This is a genomic window from Leptolyngbya sp. Cla-17 (genome assembly GCF_016807185.1).
Taxonomy (GTDB): domain Bacteria; phylum Cyanobacteriota; class Cyanobacteriia; order Leptolyngbyales; family Leptolyngbyaceae; genus ULC077BIN1.
The window spans coordinates 72,777-91,850 of record NZ_JAEVYN010000001.1; the positions used below are offsets into that span (position 1 = coordinate 72,777).

Sequence of the window (19,074 nt, forward strand, 5' to 3'; positions counted from 1 at the left end):
TCTCTACTGAATCCTGGCTGTAATCCTCATGGCTCAATCTCGATTGCGAAAGCTAGGGCAATATCTAAGCCCTCACTGGCGAGGCGCTGCTCTAGGAGTGGGTTCGCTATTTATCGTGAATTTGTTGGGCACGTACATACCTTTGTTGATTCGCGATGCGATCGACAAGGTGCAGGTTGCTTTTAACTTAAACCAGGTGTTGTATTTCGTGGTGTTGGCATTTGTGCTGGCATCGTTTATGTGGGTGGCGCGAATGGTGTCGCGGGTGGCACTGTTTGGGGTGGGGCGACAGGTCGAATTTGATTTGAAGCAAAAGCTATTTGCTCATTTTCTGACGCTAGAACCGTCCTACTTTGCAGCGAATACGGTGGGAGATTTAATCAATCGGGCAACCAGCGATGTAGATAATATCCGACGGTTGTTGGGTTTTGCGGTATTGAGTTTGGCAAATCTAATTTTCGCCTATGCGCTGACGCTGCCGGTGATGTTGTCGATTGACTGGAGGCTGAGTTTACTGGCACTTGCAGTCTATCCGGTGATGCTAGTGGTAGTAATGATATCGGGCGATCGCCTGCGGGTACAGCAGCAAACCGTTCAAGAAGAACTCTCCAACATCAGTGAACTGATTCAGGAAGACATGAGCGGCATTAATCTGGTCAAAATCTATGCCCAAGAAGAGAATGAGCGGCAAGCCTTTGAAGTACTCAATCAAGACTTGCTGGGGGCAAACCTGACTTTGGCAAAAACGCGCACCGTTTTATTTTCAGCACTGCGGGGTTTGGCGAGTGTGAGTTTGCTGGTGGTGCTGTGGTTTGGAGTGGGAGCAATCAGCAATGGGTCGATTTCAGTCGGCGATTTTGTTGCCCTGCTGCTGTATGTGGAGCGGCTAGTATTTCCAACGGCGCTGCTGGGCTTCACGATCACGGCATATCAGCGGGGCGAGGTGAGTATTGACCGGATTGAATCGATCTTGACGGTGGAAGCCAAAATTCAAGATGCAGTGGGTGCTTTGTCTCTCGAGCGATCGCAGGTGAAGGGAGAATTGATTGCTCGACATCTCACTTTTACCTATCCTTCATTTGGCGGCGGTTCATCTCATGCCGCGCTGGATAATGTCAGCTTTCGCGTGTCTCCTCAAGAAACTGTGGCGATCGTCGGTCCGATTGGGTCTGGTAAATCCACGCTGGCAAATGCCTTACCTCGCCTGTTAGAGATAGCGCCCAATCAGCTATTTCTCGACGGCTATGACATTACTAAACTGCGGATTCACGATCTGCGTGGCGCGATCGCCTACGTTCCTCAAGAAAGCTTTTTGTTCAGCACAACCATTCGCAACAACATCCGCTACGGCGTTCCTCATGCGGAGGAATCAGCGGTTTTAGCCGCGGCTAAACAAGCCCAAATTCATGATGAAGTCCTCAACTTTCCCCAGCAATACGATACGGTCGTGGGTGAACGAGGCATTACGTTATCCGGCGGACAGAGACAACGAACTGCTTTGGCACGTGCCCTAGTCATTGATGCGCCGATTTTGATTCTCGATGATTCTCTCTCCAGTGTAGACAATCAGACGGCAACCCAAATTCTGAAGAATCTTTCTGAAGGCAGCGATCGCAAAACTGTGATCTTCATTTCTCATCAACTGTCTGCCGCCGCCATGGCAAACCGGATTTTTGTGATGGATCAGGGCAAAATTGTGCAATCGGGAACCCATGAAACTTTGATCACTCAAAATGGTCTGTACCAATCGCTTTGGGAACAGCAAAAGTTTGAGGAAGCACTGCGATAGAAAAGTGCGAATACAACGAGTAATATGCCTTTGGCACTGTGCTATCACACCACTTCTATCAGACTCTAATCCTCCGGACTAAGATTGTGGGCAAGCTCCATTCATGCCTCTAGTCGATGCCAAATTTTGCCGACATTACCAAGCTGATCACCGAGAAGTGGGAACTGCTTGCCGCGATCGCGGTCATCTTCAGCGCGGGGATTGCGGGACTTGTTAAATGGCAGCAGGACCGTCAACGGCGATCGCGCATCCGCCAAATTCCCGCTGGTGATTTCCCGTTTGAGGTGATTAAGCCGCGCAGCCCCGACCTGCTGAAGCAGATTATGGGCGGTGATGAGAAGAACCCCCTAGCTGACTACAAAATTCCTTATCAAGAACGCCAGCCCGATCGCGCTGTTTGCCAAGAGCTAGAGCAAGCGTTTGTGGAGAAGAACTGGGTTTTGATTTTGGGCAAGTCGGGCTTGGGTAAAACGCGAGAAGCGGCACACTTGGCGGATGTGCTGAACCAGGAAGGCTGGACGGTGCTAAAGCTGGATGACCAACCGGGAGAATGGCTGGATGTGCCGAAGGGGTTTCCGAGTAAAATTAGCAAGGACGATAAGCTGCTGTTCTTCTTGGATGATCTGAACCGCTGGATGGATGCGAGCAATCCGAATCAGATTCATCCCAAAGCGGGGGAAGATTTGGCGCGTCCGCTGCGGGAGCCAATGCAGGAGCGGTTGCCGCGATTGCTGGACTATTTTGAGGCGCAGTGCAAGCTGAACCATGTGCGAGTGATTGCCACCGCGCGCGATGAGCGGGAACCCGATAAGCCAGGGAAACCAACCCCGTGGCAGAAGCTCCAGTGGGAAAAGTACAAAGCGTTTTGGGGTGAGTTTAAGCCTTACCTGCTGGTAGAGCCGTCGCCGGTTGCCCTGGTGAAGTTGTTGACGGACTGTGTGGCGGTGGCGGGGTTAGACGGTGTGCCAGCAGAGTATGAGCAGATTGCGCGGCGAAATGATGGCACCTTTCGGAATATGACGGCGAATCTGGACGGTGCCTACAGTCAGGGCTTGGCGGTAAATGATCAGCAGTTTTCACCCAGGCTAGATCAGACCTGGCGGCAGAAATATAACAGAGCGGTGCAACGCTATCCGCTGGTGGCGCATGGGTATGATGCGGTGGAGTTACTCAGCAGCTTAAACCTGTCGTTGACGGCACCGATGCTGAAAGCAACCGCCAAACTCTTGCTGCCAGGGCGTGGGCTGCGGCGCTGGTGGCAGGGTTGGCATTTGCGACCCGCGCTGCGCTACCTGGTGACTATAGAGCATATCCTTAAGCCGAAGGATGGGCAAATTGAGGCGAAGAAAACGGAGGCGGTGGATGTGGGGCGCTATCTGCCCAGCCTCTTGCGGTTACTCGGTCAGATGGCAAGTCAAGATCCCACTTATCCCGTAGCTGCCGAGTCCTTTGCCTGCGGCTATGCACTGGGACAACTGGGACAGACAGAGGACGCAATCGCCAGCTATGACCAGGTGCTGAAATATAAACCGGACGAACACGCAGCCTGGTTCAGCCGGGGCAACGCACTGGGACAACTGGGACGGACAGAGGAGGCAATCGCCAGCTATGACCGGGCGCTACACTTCAAACCGGACGACTATCCAGCCTGGTATAACCGGAGCATTGCATTGGGACGACTGGGACGGACAGAGGAAGCAATCGCCAGCTATGATCGGACGCTGCAATTCAGCCCGGACTCCCACGCAGCCTGGTTCAACCGGGGCAACGCACTGGGAGAACTGAGACGGACAGAGGAGGCAATCGCCAGCTATGACCGGGCGCTACACTTCAAACCGGACAAACACGCAGCCTGGTTCAACCGGGGTGTGGCATTGGGAGAACTGGGGCGGACAGAGGAGGCAATCGCCAGCTTTGACCAGGCGCTGCAAATCAAACCGGACAAACACGAAGCCTGGTTCAGCCGGGGCAACGCACTGGGACGACTGGGACGGACAGAGGAGGCAATCGCCAGCTATGACCGGGCGCTACACTTCAAACCGGACGACTATCCAGCCTGGTTCAACCGGGGTGTGGCATTGGGAGAACTGGGGCGGACAGAGGAGGCAATCGCCAGCTTTGACCAGGCGCTGCAAATCAAACCGGACAAACACGAAGCCTGGTTCAGCCGGGGCAACGCACTGGGACGACTGGGACGGACAGAGGAGGCAATCGCCAGCTATGACCGGGCGCTACACTTCAAACCGGACGACTATCCAGCCTGGTTCAACCGGGGTGTGGCACTGAAACAACTGGGACGCATAGATGAGGCAATCGCTAGCTATGATTGGGCGCTGCAATTTAAACCGGACTCCCATGAAGCCTGGTACAACCGGGGTATTACACTGGGAGAACTGGGACGGACAGATGAGGCAATCGCCAGCTATGATCGGGCGCTGCAATTTAAACCGGACGACCCCGCAGCCTGGAACAACCGGGGCATTACACTGGGAGAACTAGGACGGATCAAGGACGCGATCGCCAGCTTTGACCGGGCGCTGCAAATCAAACCGGACGACCCCGCAGCCTGGTACAACAAAGCCCGCTGTCATGGGTTAGAGGGCAACGTTGAACTTGCCATTGATAACTTGCAGCACGCCCTCCAACTTGCCCCCAACAAATGCTACGAGATGGTAGCCACCGACACCAACTTTGACTCAATCCGCTCTGACCCTCGCTTTCAGGCACTTCTCAACGGCAGCGATCGCTTTCCCCTCCGAAAATCATAGGCGGCACCAAGGCGATCGCTAATCCCTATTACCATTGTCATTCGTTGTTTCTACTACCGAACTGGGGGCGGCGCAGGTTCATAAGGCTCATAAACCGGGGGGGCTGGCTCAGTTGGCGGCGGGGCAGGTTCCACGGGCGGGGGGAGAGCGCTGTCGGGTGAGGGATAGGTGAAGGGACGGCGAGGCGGTGGCGTATAGGGTTGATAGGGGGCACCACTACCTGAGTCTTCGGGTGTTAAAGGCTCATCGGCTGGTAAATTTTCATCTTCTGGCGCTAAATCTTCAGAATTGGACGGGAAGCGCTCATCTGGTTGAGCTAATGGAGTTTCTTTTAAGGAACGGCGGGAACGCTCGATCGCAGCTTCTTGCGCTTGAATCCGAGCAATTTCTGCTGCTCTAATTTCAGCTTGCCAACTGTAGATCGCGCCTTGAGCTTGCTCATACAGCGATCGCTTGGGGGCAATTTCCGCCGCAGCTTGAATGGCTCCGTTTAAATCTCCTTGGGATGCCAGTGCCCAAGCGCGATCCAAGATGGGCTGGTCTTGAATGGTTTGGATGTTTCCAGTCCAGGCAGCAACGAAGGTTTGAGCTTCTGGGTGTAAAGGACGACCCGCTTTAATAACAGTTGCCTGAGCGATCGCAGCTTGTAGGGCTGGAATCGAGCGTTTTTCTGCAAGTTTGCGGGCATAGGCAAGATAGGGCAAATCTTCAGACTTGAGCAATTCTTGCTGCCAGTATGCAACCAGGGTTTGGGCTTGGGCACGGCGGGGGCGATCGCTGGCGATCTGTTGCCCCTGCCAGAGAGCCAGTTGAATCGCTTGCGGATGCGGCAAACTGCCCACTGCCCAGCCTAACTGAAGTAAAGAAAAATCTTGAAGTTGTGCCTTCCAACTTTTTAAATTGGCTTGGGCTTGGGGATAGTAGCGACTGGCAGGCTGAAGCAAATCTGCGGTAGCGATCGCGGCGGTTAGGTTCCAAAGTTGGGGCAACGTTGGCTTCAGCGTCGTGCGGCTGTCCAAAGAATGGCTGCGTGCCTGAGCCAGCCAGATTAAATCTTGTGCCGTTTGGGTCAGATTGGGATTTGGAAGCACCAGCCTTGCCAGCGCCATCGATTGCGCCAGCTGACCCTTGACCCAATTTTGGTAGCTCAACGATAGGAGCGTTTCGCTCCACTGGCTCAGTAATTTTTGGGCATCAATCCAGGCATAGGTTGTGGTATCCATGCGGCTTGCCACCGCGATCGCGGCTCCCAATTGCTCCGGCTGGTTGAGCGTTGCAACGTCTTGAGCCTGGGCGAAATAGCGACGACTGCGCTGTTCCGATTCAAGCTGTTGGGTAAGAGCGTTGGGTCGTTCATAGCGCCAATAGTCTTGCGTAAACTCTCGCAATAAGCCAATTTTTGCTGTGGCGATCTCCCATTGTTGAGCCTTCAAAGCAGTTTTGGTAGCCGTAGCGATCGCTTCCCCTTTCTGCCAAAATCGCTGCCACTTTGTGATGTTTGCCTGGGCCTCTGGGTAAAGTGGACTCGTTTTAGGAATACTGCTTGCCAGTTCCACCGCTCCGGTGAGATCACTTTGAGCAATGCGATCGCGGGCGGCTGTCAAAACGGGCTGTGACCATTCTGCAATCAACCGCTGTGCTTCTCGATAGAGCGGATGGTCAGGTGTCCACTGGTTTAAGGTATCCATTCCGGCTAGCAATTTGGGCAACTTTCCAGTCCGAGCCGCTTCTTGGGCGCAGTAGAGTTGCTCCATATCCGTGGATAACGCTGATATTTTTTGGCAGTCGGCTGAAGGCGGCGGCGTTGTCAACAACCACAGCGCAGCGGCACTAATACTGCCCACCACACAAAAAATACTGACGCTAACCAACAGCCAACGCCAGGATTTCATCCTAGACCATAGCGAGGGGACAGGGGAACGGTTGATTTTCTCTAACGACACCGTTAACTGAGAACTTTCCTCCTCTAACTCCACCGGGTTGCTAGAGCTATCAGGTTGGGTTAGTTCAAACGGATTTGATTGTTTGCCGACCATAGCATCTCCTCCCTACCGTCAGTCCCTCCAAGCCACTATTTCACTTCTGTTTTGCAAAATCGCGAAGCAGATCTTTTAGAAGAATCGCCCTACAAATCAGCAACAATGATCAGTAAACACAGCTAGTCAGCGCTATTTTAGCTGTAAAAATGAGTGACGCTAAGATTCCTTTTTTCATCAGTGAAACCAGATATCAGGAAATAATCACTTACCTTATTTCACCCTACCCACTCGATCAAATGGATAAAATCGCAACATTGCCCGCCCAATGATGTTTTGACTGGGCAAAAAGCCCCAGACATGGGAGTCGTTGCTATTGGGGCGGTTGTCGCCCATAACAAAAAATTGACCAGGCGGAACTTTCACCGGCTCCAGTAAATAATTGGGCGGCGCGGCAATGTAGGGTTCGGTCAGTGCTTGATTATTGACATACACCTTGCCGTTGAGTACATGAACCGTTTGACCCGACGTGGCAATAATGCGCTTAATGAATGCCTGATCTTTAGCAAACCCTAAGCTCTGGAGTTGCGGTGGCGGATCAAAAACAATGATGTCGCCAACCTCTGGCGGATGAAGCCGATAGGAGACTTTTTCAACTACAAGGCGATCGCCTACTTCTAGAGTTGGCACCATCGAATCCGAGGGGATAAAGCGCGGCTCGGCAACAAACACGCGAATTAGCAGCGCTAAAATCAGCGCAATAAACAGAATTTGAAAGTTGTCCCACCAAATCTGAGCAGGAGATTTGACCACAGGGATCGGCAGGGATGTTTTTTGCTCGGAGGTCTTTTCGGAAGTCATAGGGTCCATTGTCGCAAGCGTAGGCACAGAGCGCAACTTCTATGCTTTGAAGCACCTCAAAATCGGGATGGCCGTGTGAAAAGTAGTGACCGCTTCAACTGGGCAGCTGGTAATTTGCTAGCAAAGGGCACCCATAGCCCAAACCCAAATTCAAAAGAAGTCTAAGCGCACCTTGCGAATTGAACTACTCTTCCACGGCTGCACTTTCTGCTGCTGTGCTCGCTTCTAAAACTGGAGAGGCTGCGATCGCGATCTCCCCTTCCCCACTTTCCACGTCCCCATCCAACAGCGCATCTTCCTCGGCATCGGAAGCAGGCACCAGTGCCACTGCTACAATCTCATCGTCTTCATCCAGTCTCTGTAAGCGAACCCCAGAGGCAGCGCGGGATTGACAAGAAATAGCATTAATTGCTTGGCGAATGATGATGCCACGATTGGTGATCAGCATCAGTTCTTCGCCTTCATGCACGATTCGCAGCGATGCCATATGATCGCCAGGTTTGCGGAACTTTGTTGCCACAATCCCCATACCCGCCCGATTTTGTAAGCGGAACTGAGTCACGGGCACCCGTTTGCCATAGCCATAGGCAGTCACCGTCAAAATCCAGGGACCAGAAGGTGCTGTTTCCAGTTCCGTCGCGTCGTCGCAGGTCACCTCATCTTCACCACCTCCATCAGACTCCAAATCAGCCGCAAGAGTTTCTACAATCTCGCTTGGCAAAATATCTAGACCCACCAAACTATCGCCCTGGCGCAGTGCCATTGCCCTCACGCCTCGGGTGGCACGACCCAAAGGACGCAATTGATCGTGGCTTGCCCGAAAGTGAATCGATTTACCAAAGTGGGAGCCAATTAAGATGGTGTCTTCAGCACGGGCACGACGAACCCAACGCAACAGATCGGCTTCTTCTAGCGAGATGGCAATCAATCCATTGGCGCGAATATTACCAAACGCCGAGAGCGCTGTTTTTTTGATGTATCCTTTGTTGGTCAGCATCACCAGATACTCATCTTCGCTGAACTCGCTGACGGGAATGATGGAGGTGATTTTTTCGTTGTGAGGAATGGGCAGTAGCTGCACGATGGCAGTGCCACGGGCAGTCCGAGAACTGACCGGAATCTGATAGGCCCGCAGACAGTAAACCACGCCGCGATCGCTAAAAAACAGCACACTATCGTGATCACGACAGGCGAGGAACTGTTCTACCGCATCATCTTCTTTCATCCGGGTGCCTGACTTGCCCCGTGTTGCCCGATTTTGAGATTCAAACGTGTTGACGGGCATCCGTTTGATATAGCCTTGCTCGGTCAGCAAAATTACCGCTCGTTCATTGGCAATCAGATCCGCATCCATGATCTCATCTTCAGACTGCTCAATCACCGTGCGGCGAGGAGTGGCATGAGCAGCTTTGATCGCAGCCAGTTCCGTTTCAATGATCGTCAGAATCCGTTCTCGACGTGCCAAAATATCCCGCAAGTCCGCAATTTGAGTTTGCAGATCATCGTGTTCCTGCTGAATCTTCTCGGCTTCTAGGGCAGTGAGTCGGCGCAGTTGCATTTGCAAAATGGCATCCGCTTGTACGTCTGACAGACCAAACCGTTCAATTAGTTCCAATCGAGCCGTGGGGGCATCAGCGGCACCACGAATCAGGTTAATAATGGCATCCAGATTCAGCAGCGCAATCAGCAACCCTTGCAGGAGGTGATCTCGCTCTTCCGCTTTTCGCAATTGGTATTGCGTACGACGGGTGATGGTAACGATGCGGAAATCTAGGAAAACAGAGAGGAAATGCTTGAGGGTGAGCAGTTGCGGGTAGGCATCCACCAGCGCCAGCATGTTAGCTCCAAAGTTTGTCTGGAGGGGAGTTTGCTTGTAGAGATTATTGACGACAACGCGAGGATAGGCGTCGCGCCGCAGTTCAATGACAATCCGCATCCCGTCGCGATCGCTCTCATCCCGAATATCCGAAATACCTTCTAAGCGGCGCTCATTCACCATTTCCGCGATTTTCTCGATTAGCGCGGCTTTGTTAGTTTGGTAGGGTAGCTCGGTGATGATAATGGCATCGCGATCAGGTCTGCCGCGATGTTCAATCGTTTCAATGCTGGCAACCCCGCGCATGATGATGGAACCGCGCCCAGTATTGTAGGCATCGCGAATGCCCGTCAAACCCAATATTTGCCCTCCCGTGGGAAAGTCAGGACCGGGAATGTAGTGCATCAACTCCTGAACCGTGATGTCGGGATTGTGAATCAGGGCAACCAGCCCGTCAATTAGTTCTCCCAAATTGTGGGGCGGAATGTTGGTTGCCATGCCGACGGCAATTCCAGAAGACCCATTCAGCAAGAGTTGAGGAATACGAGACGGCAATACCAACGGTTCTTGCTGCGAACCATCAAAGTTATCGCCAAAATCGACTGTTTCCGATTCAATGTCTTGCAGCAGTGAATCCCGCGTTAAGGGGCGCAGGCGACACTCGGTATACCGCATGGCGGCGGGTGGATCGTTATCAATCGAACCAAAGTTACCATGACCATCAATCAGGGGCGATCTCATGGAAAAGTCTTGCGCCATCCGCACCAATGCATCGTAAACCGCCGTATCGCCGTGAGGATGGTATTTACCTAGCACTTCCCCCACCACACGGGCGCACTTTCTAAAGGGGCGATCGGGTGCCAAGCCTAACTCATGCATGGCATACAAAATTCGACGGTGGACTGGTTTCAACCCGTCTCTAGCATCGGGTAGCGCGCGTCCAACAATTACGCTCATGGCGTATTCCAGGTATGACCGCTGCATCTCGTTTCGTAAATCTGTTGGGACGATGCGATCTTGAGGCGGCTCCTGGGAAAAAGTCATAGTGTGAAAGACTCCGAGAGATTCAGTATTTTCGCGAAAGGAACAGCATTTGAAAAACGAACAAATTTAACTGAATTTGTGTTCTCAAAAAGGTGACCTTCAGCCTATTGATTGTATCATGGGGAACTAGTTTTCGTGGCGCGATCGCCCTTAAGGGATGGGAGTTTGCCAATATTCTCTCTTTCAGTCACTCTCTTCTTTTTCGATAATTCAAGCTATATCTTTTCGATAAAAAATTGAGTGTTTTAAGAACGTTTTAATAGCTTGTTAAGCAAAAATAAATTCAATCGTTAAGATCATTCTCATACCTGCTAAAAAACTGAAAATCAATGTTTCGCTGTGTTGCGATGATGACTGTTTAGTAATGAATCCAAAACTATGGTGTTGGAGATGTTGGATGCATTTACCTTTGCAGCGCTTACCCCAAACTCTTCTCCATCAAGAAAGAATTCAGAAATTTCCAAATTCTCTCTCCTAATAGGGTAGGGCTGAGCTTTGACGTGAGATAGTCGGCTGGGCGAGCTTATACGGAATTGAGTAGGGGAGTATCATTTAGCAAGATGAAAAAGGTACTCTGTCCATGCCTCGACCCCGCACTCAAATTAGCCCTCATCTAGACTACGCAGATCTAACTCAGCGGTATGTTCAGTGCCAAGATGCTGGCGAGAAAAACCGTTGGTTGGTGATTCGATTGCTCAGTCATCCAAAGACTCCGATGAGCATCGAACAAACCGCTGAGATTTGTGGACTCAGTTGTAGTGGAGTGCGGAAAATTGCCCGTCGCTACAACGCCGAGGGTGCGGTCGGACTAGTCAATCGGCAACGCTTGAACCCTGGGGGCAATCGGTTGGCTTTAAGTGATGAACAGCAACGGCTATTGCGGCAACGCTTACAGAGTGCCCCGGATGATGGCGGACTCTGGAGTGGACCGAAAGTTGGGGAGTATATCGAAACCTACTTTGGCATTTGCTTACACCCCTCAACAGCCTGGAAGTATCTACGACGTTTGGGGTTGAGCTTGCAGGTGCCGCGTCCGGTGCATCATCAAAGCGCAACCCTTGAGCAGCAAGCAGAGTTCAAAGCAGGATTAGCAGGTCATGTGGCGTGGTTGCGCTCGTTGTTTCCCAATCGGGAGATTGTAATTTGGGCGGAAGACGAAGCTCGATTAGGCTTGCAACCCATTGTCAGGCGGGTTTGGGCACCCATAGGAGAACGCCCATCAGCGCATCATTCTCGCCGCTATCAATGGGTCTACACCTATGGTTTTGTCCATCCTGCCACTGGAGCGAGCTACTTCCTTTTATTGCCCCGTGCCAATGTCTCCATGATGCAGATGGCGTTAGAGCTATTTGCGGCTCAGGTCAATCCCCATCGTCAGCAGTTGATCATTCTATTGGTTGATCAGGCCGCGTGGCATATGAGCCAAAAACTTCAGGTGCCCCCCGGCATTTTCTTCTACCCGCTATTGCCCTATACCCTCCAACTGCAACCCACTGAATGTGTCTGGTCTTTGCTGCGCGAAGCAATCGCTAATCAAGTGTTTGACAATCTTGATGCTTTAGAGGATGTCTTAGTCAAGCGGTGCCAATGGTTGATGCAGCATCCTGTGATAGTTCAAGGCAAAGTGGGCTTTGATTGGATTCAAGCAATTTAATCTGGTCAAAAAGTACTGCCTTCCGCAATTCCGTATTAGCCGAGCGGTGAGGGTCTAACTCCGCATGAAAAAGCCAGGGGAAGTTTGTAGGCTCTCCTGGCTTCTAGCTTCTATCTCCTGATTGCTCAGAAGCTTGTAATGTGAGTCTCTTTCCCTTAGCGCATCCAATCCTTCAAAAGCGCTTGCCGTCTGGGATGGCGTAGCTTCCGCATGGCTTTTGCTTGGATTTGGCGAACTCGTTCTCTCGAAAGTTGATACCGTTCACCGATTTCAGAAAGGGTGTAATGTTGCCCATCGGTTAAACCAAACCGCAGTCTAATGATCTCTCTTTCTCGATCGCTCAAGTGTTCTAAAACCGAATCGAGGCGATCGCACAGTAGTTTGTGATCTAAACAATCGTTTGGTGCAACATTATCCGAATCTTCAATCAATTGCATTAATTCGGTATCTTCTTCTCGACCTACCCAGGCATGAAGAGAAAGAGTTCCCTGACTCACATCTAAAACGTGATCTAACTTATCTTCATCAATGTCTAACTCTGCTGCAATTTCTTGCTTCGTTGGCTTACGTCCAAACTTTTGAGAAAGTAATTGACGAGCTTTACGAACTTGGTTAAGTTTTTCTACCATGTGAACGGGCAAACGAACCGTTCGAGATTGGGATGCGATCGCGCGGGTAATTCCCTGACGAATCCACCAATACGCATAGGTTGAAAATTTATAGCCACGCTCATAGTCGAACTTTTCAGCGGCCCGCATTAAACCCATGGCACCTTCTTGAATTAAATCCAAAAAAGGAACTCCACGATTTAAGTATTTCTTCGCAATAGAAACAACCAAACGTAGGTTTGAACGCACCAATCTACGTTTTGCGCGCTCCGCCTGGGGACCGCCTTTGGCAATCTCGCGTGCCAACTCAATTTCTTGAGTTTGAGTCAGCAACGGGTAGCGTGCCATCTCACGCAGAAATAGCCCAACTGAATCATCTGTAAGCCCTAAACGTTCTGCTTTGCTAATTTTAACGGGTGGTTTACTAGGAGCAAATTCAACCGTTTCAAATTTCTCTAAACTGTTCAGTTCATCCAAGTCAATATCAATTTCAGCAGAGAGATCGACATCAAATTCTTGTTCAAGGGAACTTACTTCAGCATCAATTTGGCTAATTTTAGAAGGCGATTCGGCACTCATACACACTCACATAAGCTTTAGGAAAAAGTTGAGTAAAATTGCCTCCAACTCTATCAAAAATCTTGGTAAATGCACCCCTTACTTCCAAAAAAAGTCTAAATTTTTGTATTAAACATTGGGGCATTCAAGATGTTTTGCAAAAACCGCCCATTTCCTTAAAAGGATTTCAAGCAGCGATGAATGAGTCGCTATAAAAACTGACTCATCAAAAGTTTTGAGCGGCGAAGTAGTGAGAATTGTGAAGCAGAAGAATACTTGTAAAAAAGATTCAAATCTACTTCCAAGCAACTGAATTAAAGTCGCTCTTTCCGTCAATCCAAACTAAGGCTTTATCCTACACGAGGATGGCGAAAATGATTACGTAATTTCCATCAAATTTTTTTGAGAGTTTTGTTCGGGGCTATCGCCGACTGGATGACGCTGAATATATCGTCCGTCGGGGAGTAGATCCCACGCTTGGCGATTGTCTGTCAGCATGATGCCTAAGATTTCTTGCAGGTCTTTGGCGATCTCGGGGTCTTCAATCGGCACAACGGCTTCCACACGTCGATCCAGGTTGCGCGTCATCCAATCTGCACTGCCAATAAAGATCTCTTCTTGACCCTGATTGTGGAAATAAAAGATCCGCGAGTGTTCTAAAAAGCGCCCCACAATGCTGATCACACGAATATTGTCACTCACGCCTGCTACTCCTGGACGCAAGCAACACATACCCCGCACAATTAAATCAATTTGTACCCCTGCCTGGGATGCGTGATATAGCGTGGCAATCATTTTTGGATCAACCAGCGCATTCATTTTGGCAACAATCCGCGCATGGTGACCTTGCCGAGCGATCGCGGCTTCTCGGTTGATCAATTCCGTCATGCGATTGCGTAAACCTGAAGGGGCCACCAGCAATTTTCGGTAAGTGTGATGGCGAGAGTAACCGGTCAGATAGTTAAATAGATTGCTCAAATCAGCCCCCAAATCTTCCCGACAGCTCAACAAGCCGATGTCGGTGTAGATGCGCGAGGTTTTTGGATTGTAGTTTCCTGTACCAACATGGACATAGCGGCGAATGCGCCCTTCCTCGCGTCGGACTACCAGCACCACCTTTGTATGGGTTTTGAGACCCGCCAGCCCATAAATGACATGAACGCCTGCACTTTCTAGCTTGCGTGCCCAGTTAATGTTATTTTCCTCGTCAAATCGGGCTTTGATTTCCACTAATGCCGCCACCTGTTTGCCGTTTTCTGCGGCTGTAATCAATGCCTGCACAATCGGCGAATCCCCGGATGTGCGGTACAGAGTCATTTTTATTGCCAGTACATCTGGATCTTCGGCAGCTTCGGTGATGAATCGTTGGACGGTGCGCGAAAAGGAATGGTAGGGATGATGCACCATCAGATCTTGCTTACGAATAATGGCAAATAAATTATCTTCTTGCTCAGTGCTATCCAAGCCGATCTTGCTGCTATCACGCAATGGTTGGGGTACGGAGGAGTAGCACGGTGGATCTTTCAGATCGGGCAATGGTATTTCTAAAAACGTCATCAGATCTCGCAACGAGAGAATACCATTCGCTTCGTAGACATCTGCTGCTGTTAGATCCATCTCCTCCATCAGCATGGTTCGCAACAATTCGGGCATTGATGTATGAATTTCTAAACGAACGATAGAACCACCCACCCGCCGCTTGTGCAGTTCTTGTTCGATCGCTAGCAGTAAATCATCTGCATCATCTTCCACTAGCATCAGATCACTGTCGCGGGTCACCCGAAAGGGATGATATTCCTGAATATCCATTCCTGGAAATAGCTCCGCCAAATTGTGAGCGATCACTTGCTCTAGGGGTACGCCCGTCCAGATGGCAGTGACATTTTTCTGTTGATGCCGCAGGGTTTCAGGCAGTGTCAAAAACCGAGGCAGAATTTTAGGCACTTTGACTCGCGCAAACAATTCTTTACCGTTTTCCCCTTCTTTCATGACAACGGCAAGATTGAGGCTGAGGTTAGAGATGTAGGGAAACGGATGGCTAGGGTCGATCGCAAGCGGTGTGAGCACTGGAAAGATCTGCTCATCAAAATATTGCTGAAAATAAGTGCGCTGCTCTTGGTTGAGATCGATGTAATCGAGCAGGTAAATGCCGTGAGAAGAGAGGGGCGGACGGAGCGCTTGATCAAAATGGAGATGCGCTTGAGATACCATCGGATGCAAGCGCTGCCGAATTAGGTCAAGCTGTTCTTGGGCAGTTCGTCCGTCGGGAGATCGCTTCGTGACTTGTGCCTCGACCTGTTGCTTCAAGGCAGCGACCCGCACCATAAAATACTCATCTAAGTTGGAGCTAAAAATTGCTAAAAATTTCAGCCGTTCCAGTAGGGGAGTGCGTGGATCAAAGGCTTCATTCAGCACGCGGTTATTAAACTCTAGCCAACTGAGTTCACGGCTGAAATAGTATTGTGTTTCGCTCAGGTCTAGCTCAGCCGGCATCGAAATTTTGCGTCTAGGCATGATTAACCAAATACCTCATCTTCTTGCCCAATCCACCATTCTCCCAAATTCATTAGGTCTGCATGAATATCCGTAAGCGCGGTTTCATATTCATCTGCTGACAAAGTTTCTCGCATTTCTTGTAGTTTTTTGAGACGTAGTTGGGTCAGCAGCCAAGGTTTGGAGATGCCATTGGTCGCCTCAATGTAACCGGCCAGTTTTTCACTATCCATTTGACTATCCACTAGCGAATAACCCTCCTATAATTCCTCGTAATGCCCATCTCCACAGTTTACACTTGACTGATTATGCCTTCTGCAATCACGTTGGAACTGGCAAAACGAGGTGACGCTACTGCGATCGCCACGATCCTCAGCCACACTCTACCTCAGCACTACGACGCTACCGCTAGCGTCATCCGTTTAGGCAATTACCTATCGGTGTTCATTGAAACGTTCTCTAGCATCGAGCAGGAGCCTACGGTGCGTCTAGTGTATGAATTGATCAGTGAATTGGCAATTGATGAAATTTCAACGGTAGAAATTAATGCGCAGCATCGGGGCGATCGCGCTATGTTGTGGACGCAGACGATTGAAGCACCCTTTCAAGCGACCTCTCCTTTTTCTTTCCCAAGTGCTATGTCAAACCCAGCGATTAATCTGTCCAGCTTTTCACCTGAACGCCCTGCACCATCGTCTGCAACAAATCCATTAACTGAACTAGGCAGTGCATTGACTGAACCAAGCGGTGCATTGGTTGAACCAATAAATGAATTAACCGAACTATCAAATCCATTGACTGAACCAAGCAGTGCATTGGTTGAACCAAAAAATCAAACTGATACACGCTTGGCAAATGAGGATTGGAGTTCTTTGCAAACCGTTTTGCAGCGACCAGAAATCGTTGCCATGATGGCGATGGCGCTCCTGTTGGTTTTCTGGGATGCCTACATGGAGTGGATGGAGGAAACGGAGACTCAATCCTTCTCTGGCAGGAAACTTGCCCAACGCCTTGGAGTCAGCAGCAGTACGATCAGCCGCTATAAAGAACGAACAAATTTTGGCGAATGGAGCCAAACGCTCGACCCCGAAGGTATCGCCTGGAATTATAACGGGAAAGCCTTTGTGCCGAGAGAAGCGATAGGTGAAGGGTGAATGACAAATACATCGCGATCGCGCAGAGTGTGAGTGCGCAAAGTGTGATCGCGCAGCCGAAACGCACTCTGACTAAACCAACGCTTTAGCAGGCTGCCAGTGTTTCAAACCGTTGAGTACTTCTGCCGCGATCGCCGTCCATCCAACAATGCCGCCTTGCGCTCTCACCATTTCGAGAGTCGCTTGTTTAAATTCAGGGAAGTAACTCTCGGTGCAGTCTTCTACCATCAGACATTCGTAGCCGCGATCGTTCGCTTCTCGCATGGTGGTTTGCACACAGACTTCAGTAGTCACCCCGGTAATAAACAAGTGGGTAATCCCCTGCTCTTTCAAAATCGAGTCGAGAGTGGTGGCATAAAAAGCCCCCTTACCCGGCTTATGAATCACAAATTCTCCTGGCAAGGGCGCGAGATCTGCAATAATGCCGTTGCCCACTTCTCCCTTCACTAAAATTCGTCCCATGCCGCCCTCACTGCCAATCGTCAGATTTCCCTTGCCGCGCTTGAGTTTGGCAGGTGGGCAGTCGGATAAATCGGGCTGGTGGCACTCGATGGTGTGGATGATGGGCAATCCCATAGAGCGAAACCCTTCTATGAGTGACTTGAGGGTAGGCACGATCGCCTGTAGTAGGCTCACATTATTGCCCAAGGCATCTCCAAACCCCCCTGGCTCTAGAAAATCTCGTTGCATATCAATTACTATCAGCGCCACCTTGCCTGATTCTGGTAGCTCATATTCATAGGGAAGAGCAGCGATCGTTGTCATGATTAGTGTCCTGCCATTGCTTGACCGATCGCCTTAAAGTCTGCTTGATCAATCGGGCTATCGTAGGTAAAGTTTCCCTCGCTAATGACCAGGATGCGATCGCTCAGTTTCAGCAATTCATCTAGATCTTCACTGACCAACAGCACTGCTACACCGCGATTTCGGGCTGCCAAAATTTGCGTATGAATCGTATCCACCATCGCAAAATCCAGACCGAAACAAGGGTTTGCAGCAATCAACAGATTAATATGATCGGCTGACAGTTCACGTGCGAGAACTGTTCGCTGCACGTTGCCTCCAGATAAGTGACCCACTGGAGTTTCAGGAGAGGGCGTTTTAATTTTAAACGAGGTAATTAAGCTACTCGCCGTTTCACGAATGGCTTTAAACAGCAGCAAAATGCCTTTCGCTTGCGGAGGCCGATCAAATGTCCGCAATGCCAAATTCTCTGCCACGCTCATATGGGAAACACACGCATTTTTTAGAGGTTCTTCTGGCAGCACAAACACCCGGTGTTTATACATTTCAGCACGCGTCATGCTGTATGTCTCGCCATTCACCAAAATCTTCCCGCCTGTTGCTGCTCGCTGTCCGGCCAACACCTCAACAAATTCACGCTGCCCATTTCCAGAGATTCCAGCAATGCCAACAATTTCACCGCTGTTAACCGTCAGGCTTAATCCTTGAACCGCTTCCACACCGTTATCTTTGTTGGCGTGCATCTCCTGTACTTGCAAAACAGGCATCATTTCACTATGAGCAGATTTATCAACGGGGGTCGGCTCACGCTTTTCACCCATCATCATCTCAGCCATATCTGAGACAGCTAAGTCTTTGACCAAGCCCGTGCCGGCAAATTTTCCTTTCCGCAGCACCGTAATTTCGTCGCAGAATGCTGTCACTTCTCGGAACTTATGGCTAATAATCAGCACGCTTAACTTGCCGTCCGTGACCTGTTCGCGAATCAAACCCAGCACTTCGTCCGCTTCACTGGGTGTTAACACAGAGGTTGGCTCATCCAAAATTAAAATTTTGCTTTTCAGATAAAGCTGTTTCAGAATTTCTAACTTTTGCTTTTGCCCCGCCGCTAGCTGTCCCACGGGCACCTCTAAAGGAACCTTAAAAGGCGAACTTTCCATAAAGGCAGAAAGATGCTCCATCTCCTGCTTCCAATTGATCACTCCAGGACTTTCAAGCCGCGACAAGACCAGATTCTCGGCAACAGTCATAGCAGGTACAGAGGTGAAATGCTGATACACCATGCCAATGCCATACCGTTGAGCGTCGCGAGGACTGTCAATTTCGCGGGAATATTGATCGATCAGCACATCTCCATGGGTCGGGCGATAAAAGCCCATGATGCATTTCACCAAGGTGCTTTTTCCGGCACCATTTTCGCCGAGCAACGCATGAAAAGTAGCAGGCTTGAGATGAAGCGACACATTGTCTAAGGCAATGAGGCTGCCAAACCGTTTGGTCATGTTGACCACTTCTAAATCTGGGGGAGCAGCGGAATGAATCACATCCGGGGTAGCCTGATCAACCTGGTCAACTGGGTTCGCAACTTCTGCCATCTTAAAATCTCCGA

The 19,074-nt window shown here is 50.3% G+C and carries 12 protein-coding genes; 4 read left to right on the plus strand and 8 right to left on the minus strand.

Annotation, left to right across the window (positions count from 1 at the left end):
- The first annotated feature begins 28 nt into the window (after positions 1 to 28).
- Both JOY44_RS00355 and JOY44_RS31205 read left to right on the plus strand, forming a co-directional pair.
- Positions 29 to 1,789: an ABC transporter ATP-binding protein gene (locus JOY44_RS00355; RefSeq protein ID WP_171571831.1), complete on the plus strand. Its 1,761-nt coding sequence runs from the start codon at positions 29 to 31 to the stop codon at positions 1,787 to 1,789.
- A 116-nt stretch (positions 1,790 to 1,905) separates the two neighbouring features.
- Complete coding sequence (locus JOY44_RS31205; protein WP_197984843.1) at positions 1,906 to 4,557, plus strand: tetratricopeptide repeat protein; 2,652 nt, start codon at positions 1,906 to 1,908, stop codon at positions 4,555 to 4,557.
- Positions 4,558 to 4,610: 53 nt separating this feature from the next.
- On the opposite strand, the gene JOY44_RS00365 is transcribed toward JOY44_RS31205, so the two are convergent.
- From JOY44_RS00365 to gyrA, 3 genes are all read right to left on the minus strand, one after another.
- The gene (locus JOY44_RS00365) at positions 4,611 to 6,593 is read right to left on the minus strand and encodes a hypothetical protein (protein ID WP_171571833.1); all 1,983 of its coding nucleotides are present in this window, start codon (positions 6,591 to 6,593) and stop codon (positions 4,611 to 4,613) included.
- Positions 6,594 to 6,806: 213 nt separating this feature from the next.
- Entirely contained in the window at positions 6,807 to 7,394 is a 588-nt protein-coding gene (gene lepB, locus JOY44_RS00370; RefSeq protein WP_171571834.1) for a signal peptidase I, read from the minus strand.
- Positions 7,395 to 7,578: 184 nt separating this feature from the next.
- Positions 7,579 to 10,254 carry a DNA topoisomerase (ATP-hydrolyzing) subunit A gene (gene gyrA / locus JOY44_RS00375; RefSeq protein WP_171571836.1) on the minus strand — a complete coding sequence of 892 codons (2,676 nt, stop codon included), beginning with the start codon at positions 10,252 to 10,254 and terminating at the stop codon, positions 7,579 to 7,581.
- A 580-nt stretch (positions 10,255 to 10,834) separates the two neighbouring features.
- On the opposite strand from gyrA, the gene JOY44_RS00380 reads away from it, so the two are divergent.
- Positions 10,835 to 11,908, plus strand: a complete 1,074-nt coding sequence (locus tag JOY44_RS00380) for an IS630 family transposase (protein WP_171571797.1) — start codon at positions 10,835 to 10,837, stop codon at positions 11,906 to 11,908.
- Between the two features lie 155 nt (positions 11,909 to 12,063).
- Here JOY44_RS00380 and JOY44_RS00385 read toward each other — a convergent pair whose 3' ends face one another.
- The 3 genes from JOY44_RS00385 to JOY44_RS00395 form a co-directional block, all read right to left on the minus strand.
- Positions 12,064 to 13,095 carry an RNA polymerase sigma factor RpoD/SigA gene (locus JOY44_RS00385; RefSeq protein ID WP_171571838.1) on the minus strand — a complete coding sequence of 344 codons (1,032 nt, stop codon included), beginning with the start codon at positions 13,093 to 13,095 and terminating at the stop codon, positions 12,064 to 12,066.
- 357 nt (positions 13,096 to 13,452) lie between these two features.
- On the minus strand, positions 13,453 to 15,588 hold the full coding sequence (gene ppk1, locus JOY44_RS00390; protein WP_171571839.1) for a polyphosphate kinase 1: 2,136 nt from the start codon (positions 15,586 to 15,588) through the stop codon (positions 13,453 to 13,455).
- A 2-nt stretch (positions 15,589 to 15,590) separates the two neighbouring features.
- Entirely contained in the window at positions 15,591 to 15,800 is a 210-nt protein-coding gene (locus JOY44_RS00395) for a hypothetical protein (protein ID WP_171573613.1), read from the minus strand.
- Positions 15,801 to 15,875: 75 nt separating this feature from the next.
- On the opposite strand from JOY44_RS00395, the gene JOY44_RS00400 reads away from it, so the two are divergent.
- A complete protein-coding gene (locus JOY44_RS00400) occupies positions 15,876 to 16,721 on the plus strand; it encodes an HTH domain-containing protein (RefSeq protein ID WP_171571840.1) in 846 nt (281 codons plus the stop codon).
- 72 nt (positions 16,722 to 16,793) lie between these two features.
- Here the strand turns inward: JOY44_RS00400 and JOY44_RS00405 are convergent, their stop codons facing one another.
- Together JOY44_RS00405 and JOY44_RS00410 are read right to left on the minus strand one after the other, a co-directional pair.
- Positions 16,794 to 17,486, minus strand: a complete 693-nt coding sequence (locus tag JOY44_RS00405) for a cysteine hydrolase family protein (RefSeq protein ID WP_171571841.1) — start codon at positions 17,484 to 17,486, stop codon at positions 16,794 to 16,796.
- A 2-nt stretch (positions 17,487 to 17,488) separates the two neighbouring features.
- The gene (locus JOY44_RS00410) at positions 17,489 to 19,060 is read right to left on the minus strand and encodes an ABC transporter ATP-binding protein (protein WP_171573614.1); all 1,572 of its coding nucleotides are present in this window, start codon (positions 19,058 to 19,060) and stop codon (positions 17,489 to 17,491) included.
- Positions 19,061 to 19,074: the final 14 nt, after the last annotated feature.